The organism is Anaerobacillus sp. ABA4_114, assembly GCF_056159065.1.
Window position 1 is genome coordinate 2,512,405 of record NZ_JBSWUM010000001.1, and the last position, 25,059, is coordinate 2,537,463.

The 25,059-nt window shown below is 41.0% G+C and carries 28 protein-coding genes and 1 other annotated feature; of the genes, 12 read left to right on the plus strand and 16 right to left on the minus strand.

The genetic code is table 11. The annotated features are described in order from the left end of the window. The first annotated feature begins 233 nt into the window (after nucleotides 1–233). The 5 genes from ACXAEY_RS12765 (at nucleotide 234) to ACXAEY_RS12785 (ending at nucleotide 5,674) form a co-directional block, all read left to right on the plus strand. Nucleotides 234–1,436, plus strand: a complete 1,203-nt coding sequence (locus tag ACXAEY_RS12765; protein ID WP_474812352.1) for an efflux RND transporter periplasmic adaptor subunit — start codon at nucleotides 234–236, stop codon at nucleotides 1,434–1,436. Nucleotides 1,437–1,447: 11 nt separating this feature from the next. Then, nucleotides 1,448–4,513 carry an efflux RND transporter permease subunit gene (locus ACXAEY_RS12770; RefSeq protein ID WP_474812354.1) on the plus strand — a complete coding sequence of 1,022 codons (3,066 nt, stop codon included), beginning with the start codon at nucleotides 1,448–1,450 and terminating at the stop codon, nucleotides 4,511–4,513. A 166-nt stretch (nucleotides 4,514–4,679) separates the two neighbouring features. Further along, nucleotides 4,680–4,991 (plus strand): hypothetical protein, encoded by a 312-nt coding sequence (locus ACXAEY_RS12775; RefSeq protein ID WP_474812356.1) that lies wholly within the window; start codon nucleotides 4,680–4,682, stop codon nucleotides 4,989–4,991. A 20-nt stretch (nucleotides 4,992–5,011) separates the two neighbouring features. Further along, nucleotides 5,012–5,488, plus strand: coding sequence for a hypothetical protein (locus tag ACXAEY_RS12780; protein WP_474812359.1), 477 nt, complete (start codon nucleotides 5,012–5,014; stop codon nucleotides 5,486–5,488). Between the two features lie 21 nt (nucleotides 5,489–5,509). Further along, a complete protein-coding gene (locus ACXAEY_RS12785) occupies nucleotides 5,510–5,674 on the plus strand; it encodes a hypothetical protein (protein ID WP_474812360.1) in 165 nt (54 codons plus the stop codon). 158 nt (nucleotides 5,675–5,832) lie between these two features. Here ACXAEY_RS12785 and ACXAEY_RS12790 read toward each other — a convergent pair whose 3' ends face one another. Together ACXAEY_RS12790 and ACXAEY_RS12795 are read right to left on the minus strand one after the other, a co-directional pair. Continuing rightward, nucleotides 5,833–5,961, minus strand: a complete 129-nt coding sequence (locus tag ACXAEY_RS12790; RefSeq protein WP_270181639.1) for a hypothetical protein — start codon at nucleotides 5,959–5,961, stop codon at nucleotides 5,833–5,835. Nucleotides 5,962–5,993: 32 nt separating this feature from the next. Beyond that, complete coding sequence (locus ACXAEY_RS12795; RefSeq protein WP_474812362.1) at nucleotides 5,994–6,557, minus strand: GNAT family N-acetyltransferase; 564 nt, start codon at nucleotides 6,555–6,557, stop codon at nucleotides 5,994–5,996. Between the two features lie 155 nt (nucleotides 6,558–6,712). Here ACXAEY_RS12795 and ACXAEY_RS12800 point away from each other — a divergent pair, with 155 nt between their 5' ends. Beyond that, nucleotides 6,713–6,889, plus strand: a complete 177-nt coding sequence (locus ACXAEY_RS12800) for a hypothetical protein (RefSeq protein ID WP_474812364.1) — start codon at nucleotides 6,713–6,715, stop codon at nucleotides 6,887–6,889. 37 nt (nucleotides 6,890–6,926) lie between these two features. Here the strand turns inward: ACXAEY_RS12800 and ACXAEY_RS12805 are convergent, their stop codons facing one another. Beyond that, entirely contained in the window at nucleotides 6,927–8,132 is a 1,206-nt protein-coding gene (locus tag ACXAEY_RS12805; RefSeq protein WP_474814815.1) for a putative glycoside hydrolase, read from the minus strand. 193 nt (nucleotides 8,133–8,325) lie between these two features. On the opposite strand from ACXAEY_RS12805, the gene ACXAEY_RS12810 reads away from it, so the two are divergent. Continuing rightward, a complete protein-coding gene (locus ACXAEY_RS12810; RefSeq protein WP_474812366.1) occupies nucleotides 8,326–8,850 on the plus strand; it encodes an HD domain-containing protein in 525 nt (174 codons plus the stop codon). A 1-nt stretch (nucleotide 8,851) separates the two neighbouring features. Here ACXAEY_RS12810 and ACXAEY_RS12815 read toward each other — a convergent pair whose 3' ends face one another. After that, nucleotides 8,852–9,244 (minus strand): hypothetical protein, encoded by a 393-nt coding sequence (locus ACXAEY_RS12815; RefSeq protein ID WP_474812368.1) that lies wholly within the window; start codon nucleotides 9,242–9,244, stop codon nucleotides 8,852–8,854. 41 nt (nucleotides 9,245–9,285) lie between these two features. On the opposite strand from ACXAEY_RS12815, the gene ACXAEY_RS12820 reads away from it, so the two are divergent. Continuing rightward, nucleotides 9,286–9,456: a hypothetical protein gene (locus ACXAEY_RS12820; RefSeq protein WP_474812369.1), complete on the plus strand. Its 171-nt coding sequence runs from the start codon at nucleotides 9,286–9,288 to the stop codon at nucleotides 9,454–9,456. 37 nt (nucleotides 9,457–9,493) lie between these two features. Here the strand turns inward: ACXAEY_RS12820 and ACXAEY_RS12825 are convergent, their stop codons facing one another. The 5 genes from ACXAEY_RS12825 to ACXAEY_RS12845 all read right to left on the minus strand — a co-directional run bounded on the left by ACXAEY_RS12825 (nucleotide 9,494) and on the right by ACXAEY_RS12845 (nucleotide 15,327). Beyond that, on the minus strand, nucleotides 9,494–10,432 hold the full coding sequence (locus ACXAEY_RS12825; protein ID WP_270181634.1) for an ABC transporter ATP-binding protein: 939 nt from the start codon (nucleotides 10,430–10,432) through the stop codon (nucleotides 9,494–9,496). Continuing rightward, on the minus strand, nucleotides 10,425–11,495 hold the full coding sequence (locus tag ACXAEY_RS12830) for an ABC transporter ATP-binding protein (protein WP_474812371.1): 1,071 nt from the start codon (nucleotides 11,493–11,495) through the stop codon (nucleotides 10,425–10,427). Before ACXAEY_RS12830 ends, ACXAEY_RS12825 begins: the two co-directional genes overlap by 8 nt. An 11-nt stretch (nucleotides 11,496–11,506) precedes the next feature. Further along, nucleotides 11,507–12,529: an oligopeptide ABC transporter permease gene (opp3C, locus tag ACXAEY_RS12835; RefSeq protein ID WP_474814817.1), complete on the minus strand. Its 1,023-nt coding sequence runs from the start codon at nucleotides 12,527–12,529 to the stop codon at nucleotides 11,507–11,509. A gap of 5 nt (nucleotides 12,530–12,534) precedes the next feature. Next, nucleotides 12,535–13,464: an oligopeptide ABC transporter permease gene (opp3b, locus tag ACXAEY_RS12840; RefSeq protein WP_474812373.1), complete on the minus strand. Its 930-nt coding sequence runs from the start codon at nucleotides 13,462–13,464 to the stop codon at nucleotides 12,535–12,537. A 174-nt stretch (nucleotides 13,465–13,638) separates the two neighbouring features. Continuing rightward, nucleotides 13,639–15,327, minus strand: coding sequence for a peptide ABC transporter substrate-binding protein (locus ACXAEY_RS12845; protein ID WP_474812375.1), 1,689 nt, complete (start codon nucleotides 15,325–15,327; stop codon nucleotides 13,639–13,641). A 435-nt stretch (nucleotides 15,328–15,762) separates the two neighbouring features. On the opposite strand from ACXAEY_RS12845, the gene ACXAEY_RS12850 reads away from it, so the two are divergent. Together ACXAEY_RS12850 and trpS are read left to right on the plus strand one after the other, a co-directional pair. Further along, nucleotides 15,763–16,134 carry a DUF3899 domain-containing protein gene (locus ACXAEY_RS12850; protein ID WP_474812377.1) on the plus strand — a complete coding sequence of 124 codons (372 nt, stop codon included), beginning with the start codon at nucleotides 15,763–15,765 and terminating at the stop codon, nucleotides 16,132–16,134. 55 nt (nucleotides 16,135–16,189) lie between these two features. Beyond that, nucleotides 16,190–16,418 (plus strand) — a binding site (T-box leader). 63 nt (nucleotides 16,419–16,481) lie between these two features. After that, the gene (trpS, locus tag ACXAEY_RS12855; protein WP_474812379.1) at nucleotides 16,482–17,471 is read left to right on the plus strand and encodes a tryptophan--tRNA ligase; all 990 of its coding nucleotides are present in this window, start codon (nucleotides 16,482–16,484) and stop codon (nucleotides 17,469–17,471) included. A 704-nt stretch (nucleotides 17,472–18,175) separates the two neighbouring features. Here trpS and ACXAEY_RS12860 read toward each other — a convergent pair. From ACXAEY_RS12860 to ACXAEY_RS12870, 3 genes are all read right to left on the minus strand, one after another. After that, entirely contained in the window at nucleotides 18,176–18,922 is a 747-nt protein-coding gene (locus ACXAEY_RS12860) for a DUF3603 family protein (RefSeq protein WP_474812381.1), read from the minus strand. A 137-nt stretch (nucleotides 18,923–19,059) separates the two neighbouring features. Beyond that, nucleotides 19,060–20,298 carry a beta-ketoacyl-ACP synthase II gene (gene fabF, locus ACXAEY_RS12865; RefSeq protein WP_474812382.1) on the minus strand — a complete coding sequence of 413 codons (1,239 nt, stop codon included), beginning with the start codon at nucleotides 20,296–20,298 and terminating at the stop codon, nucleotides 19,060–19,062. Nucleotides 20,299–20,335: 37 nt separating this feature from the next. Next, the gene (locus ACXAEY_RS12870) at nucleotides 20,336–21,274 is read right to left on the minus strand and encodes a beta-ketoacyl-ACP synthase III (RefSeq protein ID WP_270181627.1); all 939 of its coding nucleotides are present in this window, start codon (nucleotides 21,272–21,274) and stop codon (nucleotides 20,336–20,338) included. Nucleotides 21,275–21,450: 176 nt separating this feature from the next. On the opposite strand from ACXAEY_RS12870, the gene ACXAEY_RS12875 reads away from it, so the two are divergent. Then, nucleotides 21,451–21,876: a YppG family protein gene (locus tag ACXAEY_RS12875; RefSeq protein WP_270181626.1), complete on the plus strand. Its 426-nt coding sequence runs from the start codon at nucleotides 21,451–21,453 to the stop codon at nucleotides 21,874–21,876. A 33-nt stretch (nucleotides 21,877–21,909) separates the two neighbouring features. On the opposite strand, the gene ACXAEY_RS12880 is transcribed toward ACXAEY_RS12875, so the two are convergent. The 4 genes from ACXAEY_RS12880 to ACXAEY_RS12895 are packed head-to-tail and all read right to left on the minus strand — an operon-like array spanning nucleotide 21,910 to nucleotide 23,786. Continuing rightward, complete coding sequence (locus ACXAEY_RS12880) at nucleotides 21,910–22,053, minus strand: hypothetical protein (RefSeq protein WP_270181625.1); 144 nt, start codon at nucleotides 22,051–22,053, stop codon at nucleotides 21,910–21,912. Nucleotides 22,054–22,066: 13 nt separating this feature from the next. After that, nucleotides 22,067–22,231, minus strand: a complete 165-nt coding sequence (locus ACXAEY_RS12885) for a ComZ family protein (RefSeq protein WP_270182044.1) — start codon at nucleotides 22,229–22,231, stop codon at nucleotides 22,067–22,069. Between the two features lie 57 nt (nucleotides 22,232–22,288). Beyond that, the gene (locus tag ACXAEY_RS12890) at nucleotides 22,289–22,843 is read right to left on the minus strand and encodes a DinB family protein (RefSeq protein WP_270181624.1); all 555 of its coding nucleotides are present in this window, start codon (nucleotides 22,841–22,843) and stop codon (nucleotides 22,289–22,291) included. 19 nt (nucleotides 22,844–22,862) lie between these two features. After that, nucleotides 22,863–23,786: an NAD-dependent epimerase/dehydratase family protein gene (locus ACXAEY_RS12895; RefSeq protein WP_474812385.1), complete on the minus strand. Its 924-nt coding sequence runs from the start codon at nucleotides 23,784–23,786 to the stop codon at nucleotides 22,863–22,865. Nucleotides 23,787–23,870: 84 nt separating this feature from the next. Between ACXAEY_RS12895 and ACXAEY_RS12900 the strand changes: the two genes are divergently transcribed. After that, entirely contained in the window at nucleotides 23,871–25,058 is a 1,188-nt protein-coding gene (locus tag ACXAEY_RS12900) for an NAD(P)/FAD-dependent oxidoreductase (RefSeq protein ID WP_474812387.1), read from the plus strand. The last annotated feature ends 1 nt before the right edge of the window (nucleotide 25,059 follow it).

A 25,059-nucleotide genomic window follows, 5' to 3' on the forward strand; every position in this document is an offset into this window, starting at 1 on the left:
ATCTTCTCACAATTTATATTATACTACACTGTGAAAAAAATAACTAGGGTGATGACAAAAGTTACAATTTAGTTGTACAATTCTTATACATGTAATCCTGATTCTATCTTCTACTTCCCCCATCGTTGCCCTTCTAAACATAAATTGTTTCAAAATGTTTTATTTTATTTAAGCACCACACTTTTCCACATGATAGTATTCGTACAAGAGACACTACTTTTGAGGTGAACATAATGAAGAAAGCGATTTATTTAGCAGGAGTGCTTGTACTCACAAGCGCATGTACCACTCCTGAAATAACGAGTACCGAAACAAAGGATCAACCGATCCCTGTAGAGGTTGCAGACGTTAAGAAGACCGAATTATCTGATGAGCTCGAATTAACAGGACAAGCTATCCCTGGCACTACGATTCCACTCGTAGCTCCTTCTCCTTTAGAAATCGTCGAACTGAACGTTAAAGTAGGAAGTTCTGTTGAAAAAGGAGATCTCATCGCAACGTTGGATGATACAGCTGCAAGGCGAAACGTTGCCAACCTTTCAAATGCAGTCGATGAACTTGAAAAAGCAGTTGCTCAAGCAAAACAATTATCAAGTGAAGCAGAGAAAAATGCGAAAGAGTTAAAAGCGATGCAAGAAGAATTGAACGCATCGTTAGAGCGATCTCAAACGCTACTTAACCAAATCGATACGGAAGAAGTAACTGCTTCAGACGTTTTGAAAGAAAGTTTAGAAGTCGCGATTAAGCAAGCGGAGCTATCGCAAGCTGCAGCCTCTCTCCCGTCTATGTCGGCTGGAAACGTCACTCAGCTCGAGTCTCAGCTTGCCGAAACACGCGCAAGTCTGAACCAGGCTAGAGATGTTCTTAATGCCACAACGATCGAGTCACCGATCACAGGCGTTATCTCTCAAATCAACGCAGAGGAAAATGCCACTGCAGTCCCTAACTCTCCACTCGCTGTCGTGGTCAATATGGACCCGGTCGTGGCATCATTTCAAGTAAACAGCTTTCAAATCAGCAAACTTTCTAAAGGGCAGAAAGTCTCCATTACTTTCGATGGAATCGATGGTTCCTTTTCTGGAGAACTTAGCGAAATTCCACCGACAGCAAATGAACAAACCGGCTCGTTTGTGATCGATATCGAACTTGAAAACAAAGACAATAAAATCAAAGGCGGCATGAAAGCAACGGCTTTTATTAAAACGGATGTGGTCGAAGATGCGCTGGTCGTACCAAAAGAATCGATTGTATATGGAGAAGACGACACCTACGTCTTTGTCTCACAAGGAAAGAAAGTGAAAAAAGTTTCGGTCAAATTAGGTGCAGAATCTAATGAGGCTATCCAAATAACAGATGGGCTAACAACTGAAGATGATGTCGTTACGAATGGTAAAGACCGTCTATCCGAATCATCTGAAATACAGGTACAGAATTGAGTTGAAACGAAATGAATATTGCTAAACTTTCTGTTTTTCGTCCGATCGCTATGGGAATGGTCATCGTTTTCATTCTCATCATCGGTACGGTTTCCTTACGAAATATGCCTGTTGACCTTTTTCCGGATTTAACTTTCCCCGTTGCAGCCGTAACGGTTACATATGAAGGCGCAGGACCTGAAGAAGTAGAAAACCTACTCGCATCTCCTTTAGAAAACGTGATGGGTACGCTTCCAAACGTTGAAAGCATCTCATCCATCTCCCGAAACGGCGGCGCATTGATATTGGTCTCGTTTGAATGGGGGACAGATATGGATTTTGCCACCCTCAATATGCGTGAGCAAATCGATGCTGTCCGGGACTCTCTTCCTTCAGATGTTCCGATTCCGAAAGTGTTACGGTTCAATCCTAGTGACATCCCTATCATGCAGTTAGGTGTTGCAGGATCTGAAGAAGAACTAACCGATATCAAACAAACGATTGAAGATCAGATTAAGCCTGCACTCGATTCCGTACCTGGCGTTGCAGCCGTTACGATAGAAGGGCAGTTAGAAAAAGAAATTCGTCTTACAGCTGATCCAGACAGACTCAGTCAATATGGCGTTACGCTAACGAACCTTCAACAGCTCATCGGGTCAGAAAACCTGAATATCCCGAGTGGCTCGATCGAAACTGAGAATAAGAACCTGCCGCTTCGGGTCACCGGGGAATTTGAATCGGTCGATGACTTGAAAAATTTATCGGTCCCAACTGAAAGTGGTCCGGTCAAATTGAATCAACTCGTAACGATTGAAGAAACAATGAAGCCTTCCGCACAGGAAAGCTATTTAAACGGAGAACCAGCGATAGGCTTTTCCATACAGAAACAGTCTGGCTCTAACACGGTTCAAGTTGTTAGTCAGATCAATGAAAAGATAGAGGAAATCGAGCCTTCCCTTCCTTCTGATATGGAGATCAAGACCGTTTTTGACCAGGCAAAATTTATTAATCAATCCATTCGCGCCGTTGTTTGGAACATCATCATCGGGAGTATTCTTGCAGCAGCTGTGCTCTATCTCTTCTTAAGAAACATACGAAGCACGCTGATCATCGGCCTCTCGATTCCAATCTCCATCGTAGGCGCATTCATCTTGATGTATTTTTCAGGTCAAACGATCAACTTACTTACACTCGGTGGATTAGCCCTTGGGGTCGGTATGATGGTGGATAACTCGATCGTCATACTCGAGAATATTTACAGGTTAAGGCAAGAAGGAAAATCGATAAAAGATGCAGCTGTAGAAGGTACGAAAGAAGTAGGAAGTGCGATCATAGCATCAACGACCACCACTGTTGTCGTATTTTTACCGATCGTATTCGTTACTGGCCTAGCAGCGCAGCTCTTTAAGCCATTAGCACTCGCAGTGACGTTCTCTCTTCTTGCGTCGTTGTTTACAGCATTGATCATCGTACCGTTACTATCGTCTCTCTTAATGAACCGAAACTCATCAAAATCAGGGTTTCAACTGAGATTCGAACGATTGAACGGATGGTACAAACGCTTGTTAGATAAATCTCTAAGGCATCCAAAGAAAACTGTTGGGTTAACGATTGGCTTATTGGTCTTATCTACTGCAGGAACACCGTTTATCGGCACAGAATTCTTACCTGCTCAAGACCAGAGCTTCGTGAATATTTCTGCAAAACTACCAGCAGGAAGTTCATTAGATGCGACAACCAATGTGACAGAAGAAATCGATAACGTATTAGAAGAAATACCAGAAGTAAATCTTTCATACCTTACAGCTGGTGGTACAGATAATTTCAGCGTAGGCGCAGGCAGCCAAACGAACCGGGCCACATACAGTGTATTGCTCGTCCCGATCAGTGAACGAAACTCGTCTGACCTCGAGGTTGCTGAAAAGATTCGAACTCAGCTGAAAGACATTCCGAACGCAGAAATTATGGTTTCGGCAAGTGATTCTGGTTTCAATGCGGATCCGATCGCGATCAACATCATCGGACCAGACCTAGATGTCTTGAAAGAACTATCAGAAGATGTCGTCAAGAGTATCTCAGAAGTTGACGGCGTCAGGGAGCCTACCTCTAGTATCGAGTCGAACAACCCTGAAGTACAAATCTTGATCGATCGCGAAAAAGCGGCGAGCTATGGTGTAGGAAGCACTCAAATCTCAACTGCCATTTCGAACGCAACTCAAGGGTTAGTAGCAAGTAACCTTGCAAGAGATGGAAAACAGCTTGATATCCGGTTAACGGTAGAAGAAAAGTATACCGATTCTCTAGATTCGCTTTCGAGCTTATTGATCGAAACGCAAACAGGGCAAAAGATTCCTTTATCTGCAGTGGCTGAGATCAAGCGAGGATTGGGCCCATCTGAAATTACTCGAAGTGATCGGTTACGCCAGGTCGAGATAACGGCAAGCCTCCTAAACCGAGATCTAGGGACCGTAACAGACGAGATCCGGGAGAAGCTAGTCGAAGACGTGCCTCTTCCAAGCAATGCGTACAAAATTACCTTTGGTGGACAGGACGAACAGATGAACGATGCTTTCTTCAAGCTTTCAGGGGCACTAGCGCTCGCCATTTTGCTCGTCTATATGGTAATGGCAGGTCAGTTTGAATCATTCCTTTACCCATTTATCATCATGTTCTCCGTTCCTTTAACGGCAATTGGAATCATCGTAGGCTTGCTCATTACGTTCCAGCCCCTTGGAGTCGGTTCACTCGTCGGAATGCTGATATTAACCGGGATCGTCGTAAACAACGCGATCGTACTAGTGGATTACATCAACCAGCTGCGCGCAACTGGGATGGACACGAAGTCAGCTATCCTAGAAGCTGGTCCTGTTCGACTACGACCGATTCTAATGACGGCTCTCACAACGATACTTGGTCTCGTACCACTCTCTCTTGGATTTGGAGAAGGTACTGAGATTCAACAACCAATGGCGATCGTCATCGTATTTGGATTAACTGTTGCAACATTTATTACATTGATTTTCATACCTGTCGTTTATTACTTGATCGATATGAGAAAACAAAAACGTATTGATAAAAAGCGAGAAATAGCAGAATAATAAAAAAGGAAAGCCGGGTGGCTTTCCTTTTTTGGTGTTCAATTCTTTATCTCTAAATATCAAACTCTCAACCCCAGTTTTGCACTCAAGTCCAATCAAAAACAATTTTTATGATTAGAATATTCTATAATTACTAGTTTATAGTATGAAAAGGGGGTTTTCTGATATGGAAGATACATTCTTAAGAATTCGTCTACTGAACTATTTAGAGGAAAATAATATGTCTGACTTAATTTATCTATTAGATAGTGAAAATAAACTTCAAGAAATTATCCCTCTAATTGAACAGAGAATTTTAAAGGAAAATAAGTTTTATATAGATGTTTTAAAGAGAGCAATAATGTCTAGATTCAATGAGACATTGGTGCAAGAGACTCAATTTTTTAAAGAACGAGCTTTGATGCAGTTTCGCTTTATTATTAATGCAGACAATATTGAAAATCAAAATATGGTTCAAACAGACTGTGGATGTAACTAAACTAAATAGGTGGCGTTAAAATGGGTAATACAAAAGTTAATGTTAATTGTGATAATCAGCAATCTTGTTTAAATAATCAAACAGGTATTTTTTCTAATATCATTCAACCCTGTGATGGTACTACAAGAATATATTATGAAGACCTTTCATCTACTAAAGGTGAATATCAGTTAAGAATTAATAGCAACACTAGTCCTCCTTGCATTATGACTGCAATACTTGAATTTGATAGTGGAGAAATAATTGAACGTGTCATTCCTTTAAATACAGATTACAATATTTTTACAGACGATATCAAAAGAATTTCTATTAGATGTGAAGGAGATTCTGCTGGAACATGCAGAGGTTTTATATCTGGAACTAAGTTCTTTTGCTTTTGTTGCTCTGATAACAATGATAAGAAGAAGTGCAGAAATTGTTCCGATAAGAGTTATGATCCATGCTACAAAAATTGTAAATGTCAAAAATGTAGTTCATCAAGGAGTTTATTTTATTAATCCTTAGGATTAGTAAAATAAATGGAAAATATTACAGGAAGCGAAAAGCAACAATTTACCTCTCAAGATAAACAAGAATCTTTTACTACTTCTCAATCTATTTTTGAAAGTATTTTTGAACCCTGTTCTGTAATACAAGAGCTTACATCGATAATTTCAAAAATGAATAAAGTGAATTTTTGTTAAAAATTATAAATTTTACAAACCTTCCTTGTTTAATGACAGCAATCATTCAGCTACAAGATGGTAATACATTCGAGGGAAAATAGGTGTTAACTCTGAGTGATTCTCGCTCACTTCTATGAAAAAAGACCGAAAGCACTTAGCTTTTCGGTCCTTTCTTTTTATGCAGACGTTTTTGTATTTGAGGCAGGTGACTTTGCAGGACGTGGATTCCATTTATTCACACGTTTTTTCAACATATCCTTAAGCATCTCACGCTTCTTTTTCTTTTTCTTATCCCGGTTTTTCATAGAAGCTTCCTCCTCGTTGAAAAACAGTCTTCTCAGTCCTCTACAAGCTCTTTGTCAACTTTCAAACTTAGTACTTCATCTACTGGCATGTACGATTCGCCGTATAATTGCTTGTCCTTATAAGTATGAATTTCTTGGTACGTATGCTTCATCGCTTCAAATATTTCTTTCTCACCTGCTTCTTCAGGTGACCAGTACAGTATTTCCATTTCATTAATTTCGTTTGTTGCGAGTGAACGTCTCCGGTAACCGATCGATTTAGCGTGTTTAAATCCTTCACGTTTATAAAAGCGCTGTCTTTTCTCTGTATCGGTATCTTCGTAATCTACAGGTTCAACTTCTAGAATAATCGGCTTCTTCTTTTCTTTTAATCCATTGATCAGCTTTTTCCCAAGTCCCTGACCTCTGGCATCACCGGAAACAAAGATATAATCCACAAAGATGAAATCTGGCAAGTTGGCATACATTAGTACGTGATTTGGCCCCTCATCCTTGATGTAAGTGTCGCTTTTTTCTTCAAGCAACAGGTCCATATGTTCCTTTGATTTCATTTCTTGAATTGGAAAATATTGCTTCAATTTCTCATACCAGTTCATTGATCTACTCCTTTTAGTAAATTGATCACTATTAGTATAACATATTTATACAGTTGTGGCTGAGACTTGACAGGGCTTGCAAACAATAATATTCCCTCTTTTCAAAAAACTAAACATTCGCTAAACTGATAGAAACGGGACTTGGAGGGATTGAAATGCCTCTTTTGGTAGAGTTCACATTGTTCGCTTTGTCCATTATTGGATTAACCGCCTTCCTCGCCGTCATCATGCATGCATTCGGAACAAACTTTTCTAAACAAAGCAAATCATTCAGTCAGCACCTGAATAAAAGTAAGAGCACCTGGCGCGGAATCGAACGAGATAACCTTTAAAATGAAACAAGACCGCCAATGTGAGGCGGTCTTGTTTTTATGGTGTGTAATCAACGTTATTCGTATACGTGTTTCCTGCATTCCAAAGCAAGAATTCGTTGATATTGTTCTTTTTAAGTGCTTTTATTTGTGCTTCTACTTCAGCTTTACCATAATTTAAGTAATTTCCGCTTCCAAGGTAACTCGCAGTGAAGTCTTGAATCCATGGTCTGCTCGTAGGTGGTGTGTCTAATGCAGCTAGCACTTTATTCTCCACTTGAGCATACTCATCGATGAGCTTGAATGGCTCTAGGTCCGGTTTAGAAATACCGAAGTATGGACCCCAATGACTCGGATAGATCATGGATGAGATTACGTCAACGTTCTCAGAGATCTTCGAGAAGTTTTGCCCAATGCCAGGCGCTTCTGGAATCGTTGCAGAATAGCCAAAGATATCGACAGACACATCCACTCCATAAGGCTCTAGCTTAGAGTTTGCGTATGCTACGAAGTCTGTAACTGCAGCAACTCGTTTCTGAACGTTTTCCATTTCGAGATCTTTGTAATCGCCCATTGTGTACGTAAGAGAAGTGTCACGCTTTTCGAACCCTTCAGGGAATCGAACATAATCAAACTGAATTTCCTTAAAGCCCATTTTCGCAGCTTCGATCGCGATCTCCACATTGTAATCCCATACCTCTTTACTGAATGGGTTTACGAATGCTTCTCCTCTTCCATTCTTCCAAATAGCGTTACCATCTTTATAGGAGAGCTCCGGACGTGCTTCTGCTAGTACACTATCTTTAAAAACTACTACTCTAGCAATCGGATAGATTTCATTCTTCTCTAGCTCTTCAAGTACCTTACGCGGTTCTTTCATGAAAGGTTTGCCGATATCCAACTTAGCTAGTGGAGAATCTTCCTTTGGTTCATATGTAAGATTACCAAAATCATCTTTAATATCGATAACCATCGAATTCAATTCGGTCGAATTCACAAAATCGATCAGCTTATCGAATTTTGCTCCACCGGCTGAATGTCCTGTAAGATAAATACCTCTTACAGCATCAGGATATTCAAAACTTAATCCTGAATCATACACGAATCGAGGAAGTGTATCTGGAAGCTTCAACACTTTCCCTTCAACTTTGATTCCATCATGATCTTTAGCTTCTAGAGCTGATTCTTCTGCGAGAGCTGGTTGCCCAATAACAGAAAAAATCAAAACCGTTGCCACTAGGTTTCTCAACCCAACTTTGAAAATACGCACAGCTTCTCTCTCCTTTATTGTTATGCCTCCTCTATTATAAGACGTTTATTAACACTTTGAAAGAACTTCCAGTAAATTTCACGAAGTCTTTTTTTGTCTTTTTAGTGAACGGTATCAGTTGCGTTCATTTTGAGTACATGGTATGATTTTTAGAAAAACATTTAGGATAGCGAGGAGGCAGTTAACCATGAGAAACGTTACACTTACAGATATTTTTCAATTACCATTTGCTAGAAAGTACTTGAAAAGAGCTGGACTAGCTCATGCGGTTACAGTCGCTCAAAAGGCTTACGACCTTGCCTGCCAGAAGGGAGTTAATGCAGATTTAGCTACAAAAGCTGCACTTCTACACGATATCGGACATTATACTTGGTATCGAAATGGAGAATGGGACTTTGAGCTTTATAAACAAAATGACATCCATGCGATCAAAGGCGCAGAACGTGCACACAAGATGCTCATTCGATTAGGAGAAGATCCAGAGGCAGCAAAAGAAATTGCAGTTGCAATCTTGTTTCACACGGACTCTTACTTTAAGGGAACTGTACAACGTACTTCTCTTCAAGAAGTGGTCGCAATGGCAGATGAAGCTGATGAAGAACCAAACGGAAATCACCATTACAAAGTTATCTCAGAGGCAGAAGCTGCAGAACGTTTATCAGAATTAGATGATTTGATCGCACAGGATTCTCGCCTTCAGCAAAGTGGCTAACTCATGTATTAATTTGGAAAGGAATCTTCACAATGCTCTCTTCTTTCTTCCTTTCCATCACCTTCCCTCCCCACTTCATCATAAATTCTTCTTGTCTTTCTCCACTAGGAAGCTTCATAATTAAACTTGTCTTTCCTTGTTTTTTTGATGTGCGAACAACGAAATCGTATAGTGCCCACTTCTTTTCATGATGACCATTAAAGTAAAATTCAAAAAGCTCAGCTTGATCATCCTTTATTTCAATCCAAATATAACCAACAGGGGCATCGTTTGCTTCGAGGATATAAATAATCGAATCATTAGATGGTTCACCTGAACACGCTTCTTGATTATGACTTCTTAATGATTGTAATGACTCTTTATCGAACTCGGGATTATACGAATAAAAAATCATCTTCATCCCCCTTTTATCTTTTACATAAGGAGTTTTAAACCATGGCAATAAGACTCATACTGCTAGGCTCTACACTAATACTCATAACAGCGATTTTAATAGACTATTCTACTTCATTGAACTTATCCCTTTTTATTCAAGCAATCCTTTTCGTAACAATTGCGATTTATCTAATCTACATTGTAAAATACAAGATTAAAAACAAAAAATAAAAGGCTGCATTTCAAATGAAATGCAGCCTTTTTCTAATTATACCGTTACGGTTTTCTTTAGTTTGTTGTACTCTTCTTCCGTACAAGCAACCCAGTGGCCATCTGATACCTCACGAAGAATTCTTTCTTCGCCGTTCTCAGGCAAATTCTTCTCTGGATCGTACACCATACGCTGTCTTGAACGCTCATACTCAGGATCCGGTAGTGGAATCGCAGATAGAAGCGATTGCGTATAAGAATGAAGAGGATTACGATAAAGCTCTTCACTCTCTGCCAACTCAACGATTTGTCCACGATACATTACACCGATACGATCACTAATGTATTTAACCATGGAAAGATCGTGTGCGATGAAAAGGTATGTTAAGCCTTTTTCACGCTGAAGCTTTTTCATCAAGTTAACAACCTGTGCCTGAATCGAAACGTCAAGAGCTGAAATCGGCTCATCGGCAATGATAAATTCAGGATCTACGGCTAGTGCGCGAGCGATACCGATACGCTGTCTTTGTCCACCACTAAATTCGTGAGGGTAACGGTTAGCGTGCTCTTTGTTAAGACCTACCGTTTCAAGCAGCTCATGTACTTTATCCATTCTAGCTTGCTTTGATTCTGCTAGGTTATGAATATCGATTCCTTCTGCAATGATATCAGCTACTGTCATTCTTGGGTTAAGTGACGCGTACGGATCTTGGAAGATCATCTGCATCTTACGATTGAATTTCTTCAGATCTTTAGCAGACTTTTTGCCGTGAACGTCTTCCCCTTTAAAGATAACTTCGCCGTCAGTTGCATCATATAGACGGATGATCGTACGACCTGTTGTTGATTTACCACAACCAGACTCTCCAACAAGGCCGAACGTTTCACCTTTTTTAATATCAAATGTTAATCCATCAACAGCTTTCACAGTACTCTTACCCACTTTGAAATGCTGTTTTAGGTTTTTAATTTCGAGTAGTTTTTCTTGGTTAGACATTTCTTTCACCATCTTTCGTGGCAATGATCGGCTCGTCTGGAGCCATGCCGCGTAGGCGTTTCTTAATCGCTGCTGGCGGTTCTACTTTTGGTGCTTTTTCGTGCAACAACCACGTTGCTGCGTAATGAGTATCAGATACTTTGAAAAGAGGTGGCTCCATCTCAGTATCGATTTTCATCGCGTATGGGTTACGAGGAGCGAATGCGTCTCCTTTCGGTGGATCTAGTAAGTCTGGAGGAGACCCAGGAATTGCGATCAAGTCCTCTTCAGTAGCTTCTAGACTTGGCATTGAACCAAGAAGACCCCATGTATATGGATGTTGAGGGTTGTAGAAGATCTCATCTACTGTACCTGTCTCAACGATTTTACCAGCATACATAACTGCTACGCGATCAGCGATGTTTGCTACAACGCCTAGATCGTGAGTGATAAAGATGATAGAAGTTCCCATCTTTTCTTGAAGATCTTTCAAAAGCTCAAGAATTTGAGCTTGAATCGTTACATCAAGTGCCGTAGTAGGCTCATCGGCAATAAGAACTCTTGGGTTACAAGCAAGTGCGATTGCGATAACAACACGCTGACGCATACCACCAGAGAATTGGTGAGGGTACTGTGTTACTCGACCCTCGGCATCTGGGATACCTACTAGTTTCAGTAACTCAATCGCACGTTCCTTTGCTTCAGATTTGTTCATGTTTTGGTGCTTGATCAAACCTTCCATGATCTGCTTACCTACTGTCATCGTAGGATTAAGAGATGTCATCGGATCCTGGAAGATCATCGAAATTTCTGAACCGCGGATCTTTTGCATTTCCCTCTCAGAAAGCTTAGAAAGGTCACGGTCACCGAATTTAATTTCACCTTGCTTAATTCGTCCAGGAGGATCAGGAATCAAACGCATTACGGCTTTTGATGTTACGGACTTACCAGAGCCTGATTCTCCTACAATTGCTAATGTTTCACCTTTATTTAAATGGAAGTTTACTCCTCGAACTGCTTTAACTTCTCCAGCAAACGTATCAAAGGAGACATGCAGATCATTTACGTCTAGAATTCTTTCCATCATAATCCCCCCTATTTACGTAGCTTTGGATCAAATGCATCTCGAAGCCCATCACCTACAAGGTTAAAGGCAATCATGATCAATGAAATGATGATCGATGGCCATAACACTAAGTGAGGATAAATCTGTAGGCTTGAGAAACCGTTGTTAATGATTGAACCTAGTGAAGCTTCTGGTGGTCTGATACCTAGACCGATAAAGCTTAAGAATGCTTCAAAGAATATTGCTCCAGGGATCGTAAACATCGTCGTGATGATAATCTGACCAAGTACGTTTGGAATCAAGTGCTTACCGATAACACGACCACTTGTCGCTCCAAGAGTACGTGAAGCTAGAACGAATTCTTGTGTTTTTAACTTTAGAACCTGTCCACGAACGATACGCGACATTCCGACCCACCCTGTTATCGATAGGGCAACGATGATCGAGAATATGCCAGGCTCAAATATTAGAATCGCTAAGATGATCAAAATCAAGTTTGGAATTCCTACAAGCACCTCGATGATACGCTGTAGAACGTTATCTACTCGTCCACCGTAGTATGCTGAGATACCTCCGTAAGCAACCCCAATTACAAAGTCAATGAATGCTGCCGCTGCAGCAATGAATAGTGAAATACGTGTACCTTGCCAAACACGAGTCCACTGGTCACGACCGAATTCATCCGTACCGAACCAGAAATATTCATTCTCATAGCCTTTCGCTTCATATTGATCAACGCCACGAATATCGACTCCATTTAATCCAAGGAACCCTACATTTTCTAACACGGGTACTTTAGCAGGCAACTTTGCTCTAGTTAGCTCCTGCGTACGATAGTCATGTTCGTTCATATAGGGCCCAAAGATAGCCAAGAAAGTGATTACAAAGATAATTACCAACCCAATGATTGCACCTGGGTTTTTCTTCAAACGTCTCCAAGCATCTTTCCAAAAGCCAGTACTCTCACCGGCAATCAATTCATTCTCAGAATCATCGATATTAGCGGGCTGAAACATGTCATCTGTAAGGTCGTGTAGTTTTTCTTGTTTCATACTCATTACTCTTTCCCTCCCGCTAAACGAATTCGAGGGTCAACAATTCCATATAAGATGTCAACCAACAAGATAACAAGGATAAATAACAAACTAAAGAACAATGTCGTTCCCATGATAATTGGGAAATCATTTGTCAAAATTGAGTTAACAAATTTCTCACCGAGACCAGGAATAACAAAAATCTTCTCAATAACGAGAGTACCTGTCATTAGACCTACAACCAGTGGTCCCATAATTGTAATGATAGGTATTGAAGCATTACGGATTGTATGTCTAATAACAACCGCTGTACTGCTCAAGCCCTTTGCTTTCGCTGTTACGATATAATCTTGCCCAAGAACCTCTAGCATCTCTGTTCTCATGAAACGAGCGATCGTCGCAACAACAATTGAAGCAATCGCAATTGTTGGCATGATGGTATATGCGAAGCCATCCCAGTATGCTACTGGTAGAAGCTGCCATTTAACACCTAACCAATACTGCATAAGGCCAGCGATAACAAAGCTTGGTATTGAGATACCGAGTACTGCTATAACCATTGTTCCATAATCTAAGAATGAATTATGTCTTAGTGCTGCGATTATGCCTAGGAATAATCCAATAATTGTACCAACAACTAACGACTGGAATCCTAAGTATGCTGATGGCCCAATACGTTCACCAATGATAGTAGATACTTGACGGCCGTCCTGCTGGAAGGAGACACCAAGATCACCTTTGAATAAGTTTGTCATGTAAGTAAAGTACTGAACTGCTACAGGGTCATTAAGTCCATATTTTTCATTAAGCTGTACGATTTGTGCATCACTTAGCTTTTCCTGGTTATTAAAAGGTGTACCAGGGAGAAGCTTCATTAGGAAAAACGTTAGTGAAGCAATAATTAGAAAGGTAATGATCATTGAAACTACCCTTCCACCGATATAACGTCCCACTACAACCAACCTCCTCGAGAAATACCTGCTTTTTAATTATAAGTCGAAAAACAGTGAATAACCAGATATTATTTTTATCTTTCTGATAATTTAGCTATCATTCGACATTTTTTTTAATACAGGTAAAAAGAGAGTATATGTCAGGATGACATATACTCTCCTGAAAAGCTTTAATTATTTTTCAATCTTAATCCACTTGTAAGATGCGTCAGCACCGAATGGGTGTACATAGTAGTTCTTAACGTAATCCTGTTGAAGGATTGCAAGACCACGTTGGTAAGTAGGAACGATCGCAACGTCCTCTTCCATTAGTACAGTTTCAGCTTCTTGCATCATTTCCCAACGCTTAGCAGCGTCAGTTTCAGTTTTAGCGTTTGAAACTAGCTCATCATACTTCTCGCTTGAGTAAGCCATACGGTTGTAAGCACCGTCAGTTTCAAACATGTAAAGGAATGTCATTGGATCTGGATAGTCAGGACCCCAACCACCAGTTGAGATATCAAAGTCTCCGCTATCTTCAAGCTCAAGGAATTGCTTCCATGGCTGCTTGTTGATTGTAAGAGTAAGTCCGTCAAGCTTAGACTCATACTGCTCTTTTGCATATTCTGCAATCTTAGAAGCAAGCTCAGAGTCAGTTGTTAAGAATTCAAGTTCTACAGAATCCATACCAAGCTCTTCAAGTCCAGTTTTCCAAGCTTCTTTCGCTTCTTCTTCACCCATGTCAGCGTGGAAACCATCCGGAGCGTGATCACGGAAGTCGTCGCCATTTGGTCCGCTTACAAAGTCTGAAGGTACGAAGTATTTAGCAGCAATTGAACCGTTGTTAAGAAGAACGTTTACAAGTCCTTCACGGTCATATGCAAGGAATAGTGCTTTACGTACGTTTTTGTTAGCAAGAGCTTCGTTCTCCTGGTTCATACGAAGGAAGAACATTGTTGGCTCAAGGATAGTAGAGAAATCTTCTCTATCTTGGAACTGATCTACGAAGTCAGAGCTAAGACCAGCGCGGTCAATCTTTCCAGTTTCATAAAGGTTTACTGCAGTAGCAACGTCTTGTACTACTTTTACAGAGATGTTTTCAAGACTTACAACATCTGCATCCCAGTATTCAGTGTTCTTCTTGTAGTTCCAGCCTTCACCGTGGTTCCACTCAGAGAATACGAATGGTCCGTTGTAAAGCATAGTGTCTGCTTCAAGAGCGTACTTGTCGCCTTGCTCTTCAGCAAAACCTTTAGGTTGTGGATAGAATGTTGCGAATGTTAAAAGAGACTTGAAGTAAGGAGTCTTGCTTTCAACTGTGATTTCAAGAGTTTTTTCGTCAACAGCTTTAGCACCTAGTTCTTCAACCTTACCGTACATAGGATCGCCTTCAGTAACGATAGCGTTACCGTTCTTGATTCCTGCAGTTCCAAACATGGAAGCGTAAGGAGAAAGAGTGTCTGGGTGTAGAGCTTTGTGCCAAGCGTAGATGAAGTCTTCTGCAGTTACTTGAGAACCGTCAGACCATTTTGCATCTTCGCGAAGTGTAAAAGTATAAACAGTTTCACCGTCTTTTTCTTCTACTTCTGGCTCATCAGCCGCAACACCAAGTGTTGGTTCATTGTTTTTGTCTAGGCGGTATAGGCCTTCAAAAACTTGGTTCATTGCTTTGAATGAAGTTGTATCTGTTGCCTGAGTAGTGTCCATTGAAGGAATTTCTGCACTATCAGTTAGATTCAGCTCTTGTTTAGCTGATTCAGATCCGCTGTCGTCTCCTCCAGCATTTCCATTACCTTCGTTTGAGCCGCCACCGCCGCAAGCGGAAAGGAACATGCTCAAAACTAGCACAAGAGATAGGACAAGAGTCCATCTTGATTTCTTCATGCTGTGTGACCTCCCTTAAATTATGTAGCTATAAAAGCCATTTTCTTGTGAAACGAAATTCATCAAATTATCTAAAAATTTGACTCGTTCCTTCCCACAACTCGTATTATACAAGTTTTCTAACTATTTTGCATATGTAATTTTAACGAGAATTTACAAAAACCGCGTCAGCATTACGTTTGCATAACAAAAGATAGTCCAAAAGGCCTAGTATGTAATTGGGGGTTTTGGGTATATATTTGTACTTTTGCATGCTTCTGCATGAAAATCTAACTAGTGCCATGTATCTAAAAGTATGTAGTGCTTTAAAGTGAATAACCTATGCATGAAACATAATTTTCTAACAAATTACTTTTGTGTAATTAACTATAAGTTATTGTTCTTATCGTTTACATTTTTTATACTTATGAATGACAAACAAAGACGGGGGTTCCAATGAAATCACTATTAAAACGTACTGTAGTATTAATCGTAATTGCTTTACTCGCTGCAGTCATCACTTCTATCCTATCCGATGATGGGTTTTCTTTCCAGGGTGCATCTGATATTTTATTTATGATATCTCTCGCGATGCTATTGATCGGTGCTGCACTTCATGTCATACAAACTGGATTTTTTGATGGCATTGTTTATTCCTTCAAGAGGTTTTTAAGAACAACAACGAAACATCAAATGATTGAAGAGGACAATTCAGAGATTTCATATAAGCTAGAATATGATAATCCCATCACGTACCCGATATTGATTGCAGGTGGTTTTTGGATGATCATCACCATTATTATCGCTGTGATTATCACAAGTAGTTGAATTGTTGCATGAGTAGGTATCGTTAAGATATACTTATTGTACGAATAGGATACGGAAAACCGCTATGACAAAGAGTAGTACATTCAGCCGTGATATATAGAGAGCCTGTGGATGGTGTAAACAGGCATCACACTGTTTGGAATGGACTTTCGAGCACCTTTACTGAATGGTTCAGTAGGTAAAGGCGTGAGCATTCACGTTATCACCAGGTTTAATGATTAAACCAACAAGTGATCCATTAATATGGATAAGCAGGGTGGCACCACGGTCCATTCGTCCCTAGCAATAAGGGATGAATGGGCCTTTTTTGTATTCTATCGATAAAGAACTTTTTTGGAGGGAAAACAATGAGCGTTATTTTTTCAGGTATACAACCGAGTGGAACATTAACAATTGGAAACTATCTTGGAGCAATGAAGCATTTCACAGAGTTGCAAGAAGATAACGAATGTTACTTTTGTGTCGTTAACCAGCATGCGATTACAGTACCACAGGAAAAGAAAGCTTTAAAAACAAACACGAAAAGCTTGGCAGCTCTCTACCTAGCATCTGGAATCGATCCAGAAAAATCTACCTTGTTCATTCAATCTGAAGTGCCAGCGCACGCGCAGTTAGGCTGGATGTTACAATGCGTCTCTTATATAGGAGAACTAGAGAGAATGACGCAATTTAAAGATAAATCGTCTGGAAAAGATGCAGTTAGTGCAGGTCTACTCACGTATCCTCCACTTATGGCTGCTGACATTTTGCTTTATGGAACAGAGATCGTACCGGTTGGGGACGATCAAAAGCAGCATATCGAGCTCACACGAAATCTCGCTGAACGATTTAACCGCAAATATAACGATATCTTTGCAATGCCAGAACCACGCATTCCAAAAGTTGGCGCACGGATCATGTCTCTTCAAGACCCAACGAGAAAGATGAGCAAATCTGACGAAAATAAGAATGCATTCATCTCTATGTTGGATGAACCGAATACAATCATTAAGAAAATCAAGCGCGCTGTGAGTGATTCTGATGGTGTCGTTCGATTCGATAAAGAAAATAAACCAGCCATTTCGAACTTGCTGACCATCTACTCCCTATGTTCTGGAAAATCGATCGAAGAAATTGAAACAATGTATGAAGGTAAAGGATACGGAGATTTCAAAGCAGAACTTGGTGAAGTCGTCGCCGAAACACTACGTCCGATCCAAGAACGCTACAACGACTTGATCAGCTCAGAAGAACTGGATAACATCCTCGACCTCGGAGCTGAAAAAGCAAACCGCAAAGCAAATAAAATGCTAGCAAAAGCGGAAAGAGCGATGGGACTGGAAAGAAGAAAGAGGTAGACATGAAAGGCGTAGGTGGCCGGGTAGGCTCGACAAGCGCTGGAAGAAGTATAGATGAACACGCTCTTTGTGTTCAACTATACTTCTGAAGCAACTCGAGAGCCTGGCCACCGCAGCTAGACATGAAAGGCGAAGATGAGCGTTTAGAAACGGCGATATTGGAAGCATTTCAATTGAACACGCTTTTTGTGTTCGGTTGAAATGGTGAAATATCAGAGTTTCTGCGAGCTGCAGCTAGACAAGAAAGGCGGAGGTGGCCGGGTAGGCTCGACAAGCGCTGGAACCATTACGAATGAACACGCTTTTTGTGTTCAATCGTAATGGTAAGCGACTCGAGAGCCTGGCCACCGCTGCTAGACAAGAAAGGCGGAAGTAAGCCGCTCAGAATTCCTTTTCGCAGATATATTCTCATTTTCGCGGATAAGTAGTACAATTTCGCGGATAAATTAAAATTTCCGCGGATATCTAGAACCTTTTCGCGGATATCCATCATCTAGCAACTGAAACAGCCCTCTCCAATACCCGGAGAGGGCTATTTTATTATCCAAAATTCACTTTTATTAGCTAAATTCTTATTTTATTGTCCAAAATAGCTAGTTTATTATCCAAAATCTCATTTTATTGTCTAACAGAAGACTCACATCTACGCAACCACCTCAGCATATCGAAACACAAAAAAGACTGCCTCCCTGGCAGCCTTCTTCTTAATTCACATGAGTACCCTTCTCAAGCTCCCATATCTTTTCAAAATAGGGTTGGCCTTTGATGATTCGTTCGCAGATCTGTTCATGCTTAGGGGACCAGCCTGCTTTTACTTCACGATAAAGCCCTTCCCAGGCCTCGTCCATTTCCATATGTTGAATCGCCATGTATTTCTTTGGCTGGCATTCTGTTAACCAGTATCTGATTTCTGCTGAATTTCCAGTTGTGTAGAGCTGATCGAGTGCCATGAATAAAAGCTGCTTAAGCTGACGTTCTTTCCTGGTCAAGCCTCTCATGACATCAGGACCTGGTGATAGAATGTGATGCTCTTTCACTGGGTTATCTGCTGTAAACGGATAGATCGTTGCTTCTACGTCCGCTACCATTTCGTAGACGGCTTTTTCTTGTCTTGGAATGACTCTGCTTTTTCGAATCGGGATTTTATATCCAAGCGTGTCAATGATGATTACGCCTCTTCCGTCAGTTGCAAGAAAACAATATTCTAATGGAGATCGCTCGTTATTTTTACGAATGTAGCTCTTCTGAAATACGTCACTAAGTAGACTTTCAGGAAGCTCTGCTAGGTCGTTCTCGATGTAGTGATATAAAAGTGATTCTACTCTAATGACTGGGACTTGATCTAATAACTCAATAAAGTCGTCTTTTCTCCATTCGTGAAAATCACAAACGTTATATCCGTTTTCTTCACCTTCAAACCAATTCACCCACACATCTCGCAAATATAACATTCGGTTACCCCTCACTTCGCTACTGTTTGTAAAATCAGTATAGTCAGGAGTAAGTCAAAATATTCCATGATGAGCATATTCTTAAGAAAAGAGTTTTATGACAAAGAAATACCCCCGGTTTCCCGGAGGTATCTTGTTTATTTTACAAATTTCTTGAAGATCAATGTTGCATTGTGTCCACCGAATCCAAGGGAGTTATTTAAGATCGCTTGTACATCTGATTTGCGCGCTTTATTCGGCACATAATCGAGATCACAGTCTGGATCTGGTGTTTCATAATTGATTGTTGGAGGCAGGACGCCTTCTTCAATTGCCTTCGCACAGAAAATACTTTCTACTGCACCAGCAGCTCCTAATAAGTGGCCCGTCATAGACTTCGTAGAGCTTACTGCTAGCTTGTAAGCATGATCTCCAAACACCGATTTGATCGCTGCTGTTTCATACTTATCGTTATATTCCGTACTTGTACCGTGTGCGTTGATGTAGTCGATGTCTTCTGGCTTTAAGCCGGCATCTTCTATCGCTTGCTTCATCGATCTAGCACCGCCTTCACCTTCTGGTGCAGGTTGTGTGACGTGATAAGCATCTCCAGTAGAACCGTATCCAACGATTTCACCGTAGATTTTTGCACCACGAGCTTCAGCAGATTCTAGACTTTCGATTACGAGAATTCCGGCACCTTCTCCGATAACGAAGCCGTTACGGTTCGCATCGAAAGGTCTGCTTGCTGAGCTAGGATCTGGGTTCGTTGATAAAGCCTTCATCGAACTGAAACCTGCAACGCTCATGTTCGTGATCGGTGCTTCAGATCCACCCGTGATCATGACATCTGCATCACCACGCTGAATGACTTTAAACGCATCTCCGATGGAGTTCGTTCCGGAGGCACATGCTGTCACAGTACATGAATTGATGCCTTTAGCGCCAAGCATGATCGATACTTGTCCTGATGCCATATCAGGAATCATCATCGGAACAAAGAATGGGCTGACGCGACGTGCACCTTTACTCATGAACGTACGGAACTGAGACTCGTATGTCTCCATTCCACCGATTCCTGAACCGATCCAAACGCCAACACGTTCAGCATTATCGTCAGTGATCTTAAAGTTTGCATCTTCAACTGCCATTTGAGAAGCAGCTACAGCAAACTGTGTAAAACGGTCCATCTTTCTTGCTTCTTTTCTGTCCATGAACTGTTCTGGATCGAATTCAAGTGCTTCTGCTGAAACTTTCGCAGGAAATTCATTCACGTCTAAACGTTGTAGAGGGTTCACACCAGATACACCGTTTAAAACGTTAGTCCACGTTTCTGAAACAGAATTTCCTAAAGGTGAAATCGTTCCTAAACCAGTTATTACAACTCTTCTATTCATTTCAAACAACTCTCCTTTTCCAAAACTACAAGTTCACTTACTTACCTAATTTAAGTGCTACAGCACCCCAGGTCAATCCTCCGCCGAATCCAACGAGAACGACGATATCATCATCTTTTACACGACCTTCTTGAATCGCTTCAGAAAGTGCGATCGGAATTGTTGAAGAAGACGTGTTTCCATATTTCTTCACCGTCGTCGCCATGTTTTCCTCTGGTAATTCAAGCTTCTGACGAGCAGCTTCCATGATTCTGATGTTTGCCTGGTGCGGAATGAGGTAATCGACGTCTGCTTTTGTGAGACCTGCTTTGTCAATGACGTTAACTGCAGATTGTCCCATTTGCCTTACAGCAAACTTAAATACTTCTCTTCCGTTCATCTCCATAAATCCTTGTGGTTCTTGATATAAGTACTTTGAACCTGAACCATCTGAACCTAATTCAAAGGATAGAATCCCTCTTCCTTCAGAAACAGGACCGATTACGGCAGCTCCTGCACCATCACCGAATAGGACAGCCGTATTACGGTCTTCCCAGTTCGTGATTTTCGAAAGCTTTTCTACACCTACAACTAAGATATTCTTATATGTGTCATTATTAATAAATTGAGACGCTGTAATCATACCATACATAAATCCTGCACACGCAGCACTCACATCCATCGCTGCAGCTTTCGTTGCTCCTAGCTTATCTTGCAGGAGGCAGCCTACAGAAGGGAATGGAAAATCTGGTGTTACAGTAGCGACTAGAATAAGATCGAGATCTTCAGCTTTTATATTTGCATCTTCTAGAGCTTTAATAGATGCTTCATAAGCCATATCGGATGTACTCGTATTATCATCAGCAATTCTTCGCTCTTCGATTCCTGTTCTCGTGCGAATCCATTCGTCTGATGTGTCCACCATCTTTTCTAGATCATGGTTCGTTAAAATACGTTCTGGTACATAATGGCCAATACCCATTAAACCTGCATTCATATTAATTGCTCCTTTATAGGAAATTTTCTAACCTGGATTACCACCAATCTTTAGTAGCTGGTACTAATTTTAATTGAAACTCACCGATTTGTCTACACTATTGCTCGACCGTTTCAACACCAATCATGAGTTGCTACATAAAATAATCATAACGAATGAGTGAAGGAGGTCTATGGATGTATAATCCGTATCAACAGCCGTATCAACATCAGTACTACCCTCAACAGCAAGCTCCCTACCAGTCGTTTCAACAACCTATGGCTCCAGGATACCAACCATACTATTCCCAGCAATCTCCTGCCCCTCAACATTTTTCTGGGTATCCCGGAAGCTCGCCATATCCTAGTCAACCTGGTTACCATAGTCAATTTGGATATCAAGGGCCACCCGGTTATCATGGACACCCCGGCTTCCCTGGAGCACCGCCTTACCCTGGATATCCTGGAGGGCCTGGAGGATTTTTAAATAAGTATAAGAAACCTAATGGAAATTATGATATGCCTAAGATGATTAATTCTGCCAACCAGGTGATGAACACCTTCAAACAAGTTAGTCCGATGGTAAAACAGATGGGTTCTCTCATGAATTTATTTATTAAATAATGGAAAAGACGTGAATCATCACGTCTTTTCATGTTATTTAGAGTACAACAGCAAGCTTCCCACCGTAACGACTAAAAGGACACCGGAAATGACCATAAGACCAAAACTTCCTATTAAGATCCCCAATAATAGTCCAATCAGCGGGATGAACCAGATCCAGTACGATTTCTTGGTCATTTCGCTCTCTCCCTTATTCCTGTGCGTCCTGCTTTCCTAGCTCGTATGCATCTTCCATCGCTTTTAAGAATAGTTCGAGCAGCGGTTGCATCTTTTCTAGATCTAACTCGATATCTTGTTCGCTAAGAGACTGCTTCGCCTCTGGAAAATACTTCATTGCAATCTGCATAAATCTCATGTTTTGTTCCAATACATTCACCCCTATTATTCTTTCGCCTCATTAGGCTCGTTTCTATTATAACGACAAATAGGGTGTATTGAAATGCTCCCATTGTTCTCGCTGCCCCGAAACCATCTTAAGTACCATTGCAGCCTGTCCTCTATGGTAGGCTTCGTGATCGATGAGGTGGCTGATCACCCATTCGGGAGAATAAGCATGGACCTCACCGTTTATTTCAACCGGAGGACCAGGCTTCCGGTAATCGACATCCGATAAATTGTTATAAAATTTACGGCTCATCTCTCTCACTTCTGCGAGTCTTGCTAGAAACCAGGATAGCTCCTTATTCTCTGGTGCTGTAATCACCTGTTCTTCTTTAAAGTAAAACCGTTCCTTCTCATCCTTTGTTACTTCCTCACCCATCAGAGCATTCTTAACCCACCATAGTTCGATCTGTGCAATGTGAAGCAGGTAGCCAGCCACTGTTGGGAACTTTGAATAATGGTAATGAAGCTCTTGATCTTCAATTTTACTAACCATATAAAGCAATTTCTCTCTCGTTTCTTTCAGAGCCTTCATACCGTGTGAAGAATCATGAACATCATAATTTCCTAGCGTTTTTTCCAACATATCGATCGCCCCTTCCTACTCATTCAAGCTGCTGTGAATAATAATCAGGATAAAGCTGCTGTAATTTCATAAAGTGATTGCGCTGCTCTTCTAGCCCTTTTTCAATCGGGGTAAGTTTAGTGAACGAGAGCTTCTTGACACTTTCCTTATTCGACACAGTACAGGTTAATACTGACCCTTTACGTACATCCACTTTATCTCCTATTAACCATTCGACTCCTTTTTGCCATTCTCCTTCTCTTCCACTAGACAGATTAAATGTTTCAGAGCGTTCCTTCCTCTCAGCTGCTTTCACTAGGGCTTCACATACGTCTTTTACATAAAGGGCGTCAAAATGAAACCTTTCTCCTTCTAACAAAAACGAGTTCGTCAGTGCTCCGGTTTGCAAATAATGTTGGAAAACATGACGATCACGTTGCCAAGGGCCATATACAAGAGGCAATCGTATCTTCTTTACGATCGTGGTTTCATCAGAGCAATCAAGGACGACTTCTTCAGCTGCCTTTAACTTTCCTATTACAGTAGACGGATTCAAAGGTGTGCGTTCTGTAATCCTCCCATAGCGTCTCCCGAATACTTCAAACGAAGACGTGTAGATCAGCCGCTTTCCAGAACACGCAGAGAGCAGTTTTTTTGTTATCAACGTACCTTCTTCAAGAACTCGAGCAGATCGCTGCCCTTCAATATTAGAAGGAACACTCAGATGAAATACCGCATCGCATTCACTCACTAACGAATCGAGCGAAGCGTCGTCGATTCGTTCGTCTACAAACGTATAGTTTGCGTTTCTAGCGAAAAAAAGCTCTTTCTCGCTGTATTCAACTTTACGACTGTCGTCGACCTTTCCATCGACTGCCACAACTTCAATTCCTTCATCTAACAGTAATTCGCTCAAGTGAAACCCAATGAATCCAAGTGCACCGGTAATAAGCACTTTCTTCATATTCCTCATCCTCCAAACCTGAATAATTGACACAATCAGAACGCAGTCTAAGAAAACCAACTTAAAACGGAAGGAAAATGGACTATGGACCTTCACAATGGGAAACCATTTTGGCCAACATTACAACAGCATAAAACACTCTTTCCTAAGCTAAAATCTTCTATCTCATGTGATGTGTTGATCATCGGTGGCGGTATTGCGGGTACCATCATGGCTCGCATGCTTTCAGACTATCAATTGAAGACAGTGTTACTTGAAAAAGATGAAATCGGCTCTGGTAGTACTGCTGCTAACACAGGTTTATTGCAATTTTCGAATGATGAGTTTCTTGTTGACCTTATCGACTCCATCGGAGAAGAAAAAGCCGTTTATTTTTATAAACTTTGCTTAAAGGCCCTTGATGAACTCGATAAGTACCATTCCTACTTACCATCGCCTGCAGATTTCAATCGGGTGGACAGCCTTTACTATGCGAGTTCTGATCGACATGCTAAAAAACTTAAAAATGAGTTCGAAGCGTTACAAAAACACGGATTTGCTGCGGATTTTTTAGATCAACGAGCGATTGAGAGTCTATATTCCTTTCGTGCTCCATGTGGCATCTATACGAAAAATGAAGTGGAGGTCAACCCGTATAAATTTGCTCATGCTCTTGCAGCCCATTCACATGATCTAGGTGTTGATCTTTACGAACACACGGAAGTGTTATCACATAGATTTACTGACAACGAGCTTTATTTTGAGACAGAATATGGACAGGTCAAAGCGAAACACGTTATCTATGCAACAGGTTATGCAACTCAAGAGTTTGCAAAAACAAAAGGCGCTCTACTTGAGCGCACTTATACAATTGCGACTGAACCTATTGAAAGCTTTGATGGTTGGCACAATCGTTCTTTAATATGGGAAACCAATCGTCCTTACTACTACTTACGCACCACAGCAGACAGAAGAATTCTGATTGGAGGTCTCGATACCTCATTCAATAAGGAGGATATGCTCGAAACGACTAGTACGAAGTTGCTAGATAAGCTTCATTCGATGTTTCCAAACATCCCGACTTCGATCGCCTATGAATGGAGCTCCGTCTTTGCCTCTAGTAAAGATGGTTTGCCATTTATTGGACAACACCCAAAATACAAGGGCGTGTATTTCATGCTAGGATACGGAGGCAATGGAACCGTTTATAATATGGTGGCGGCTGACATCTTGAAGGACCTCATTCTGTACAACTACCATCCTGCGATGATGATCACTTCATTAAAACGGTAAG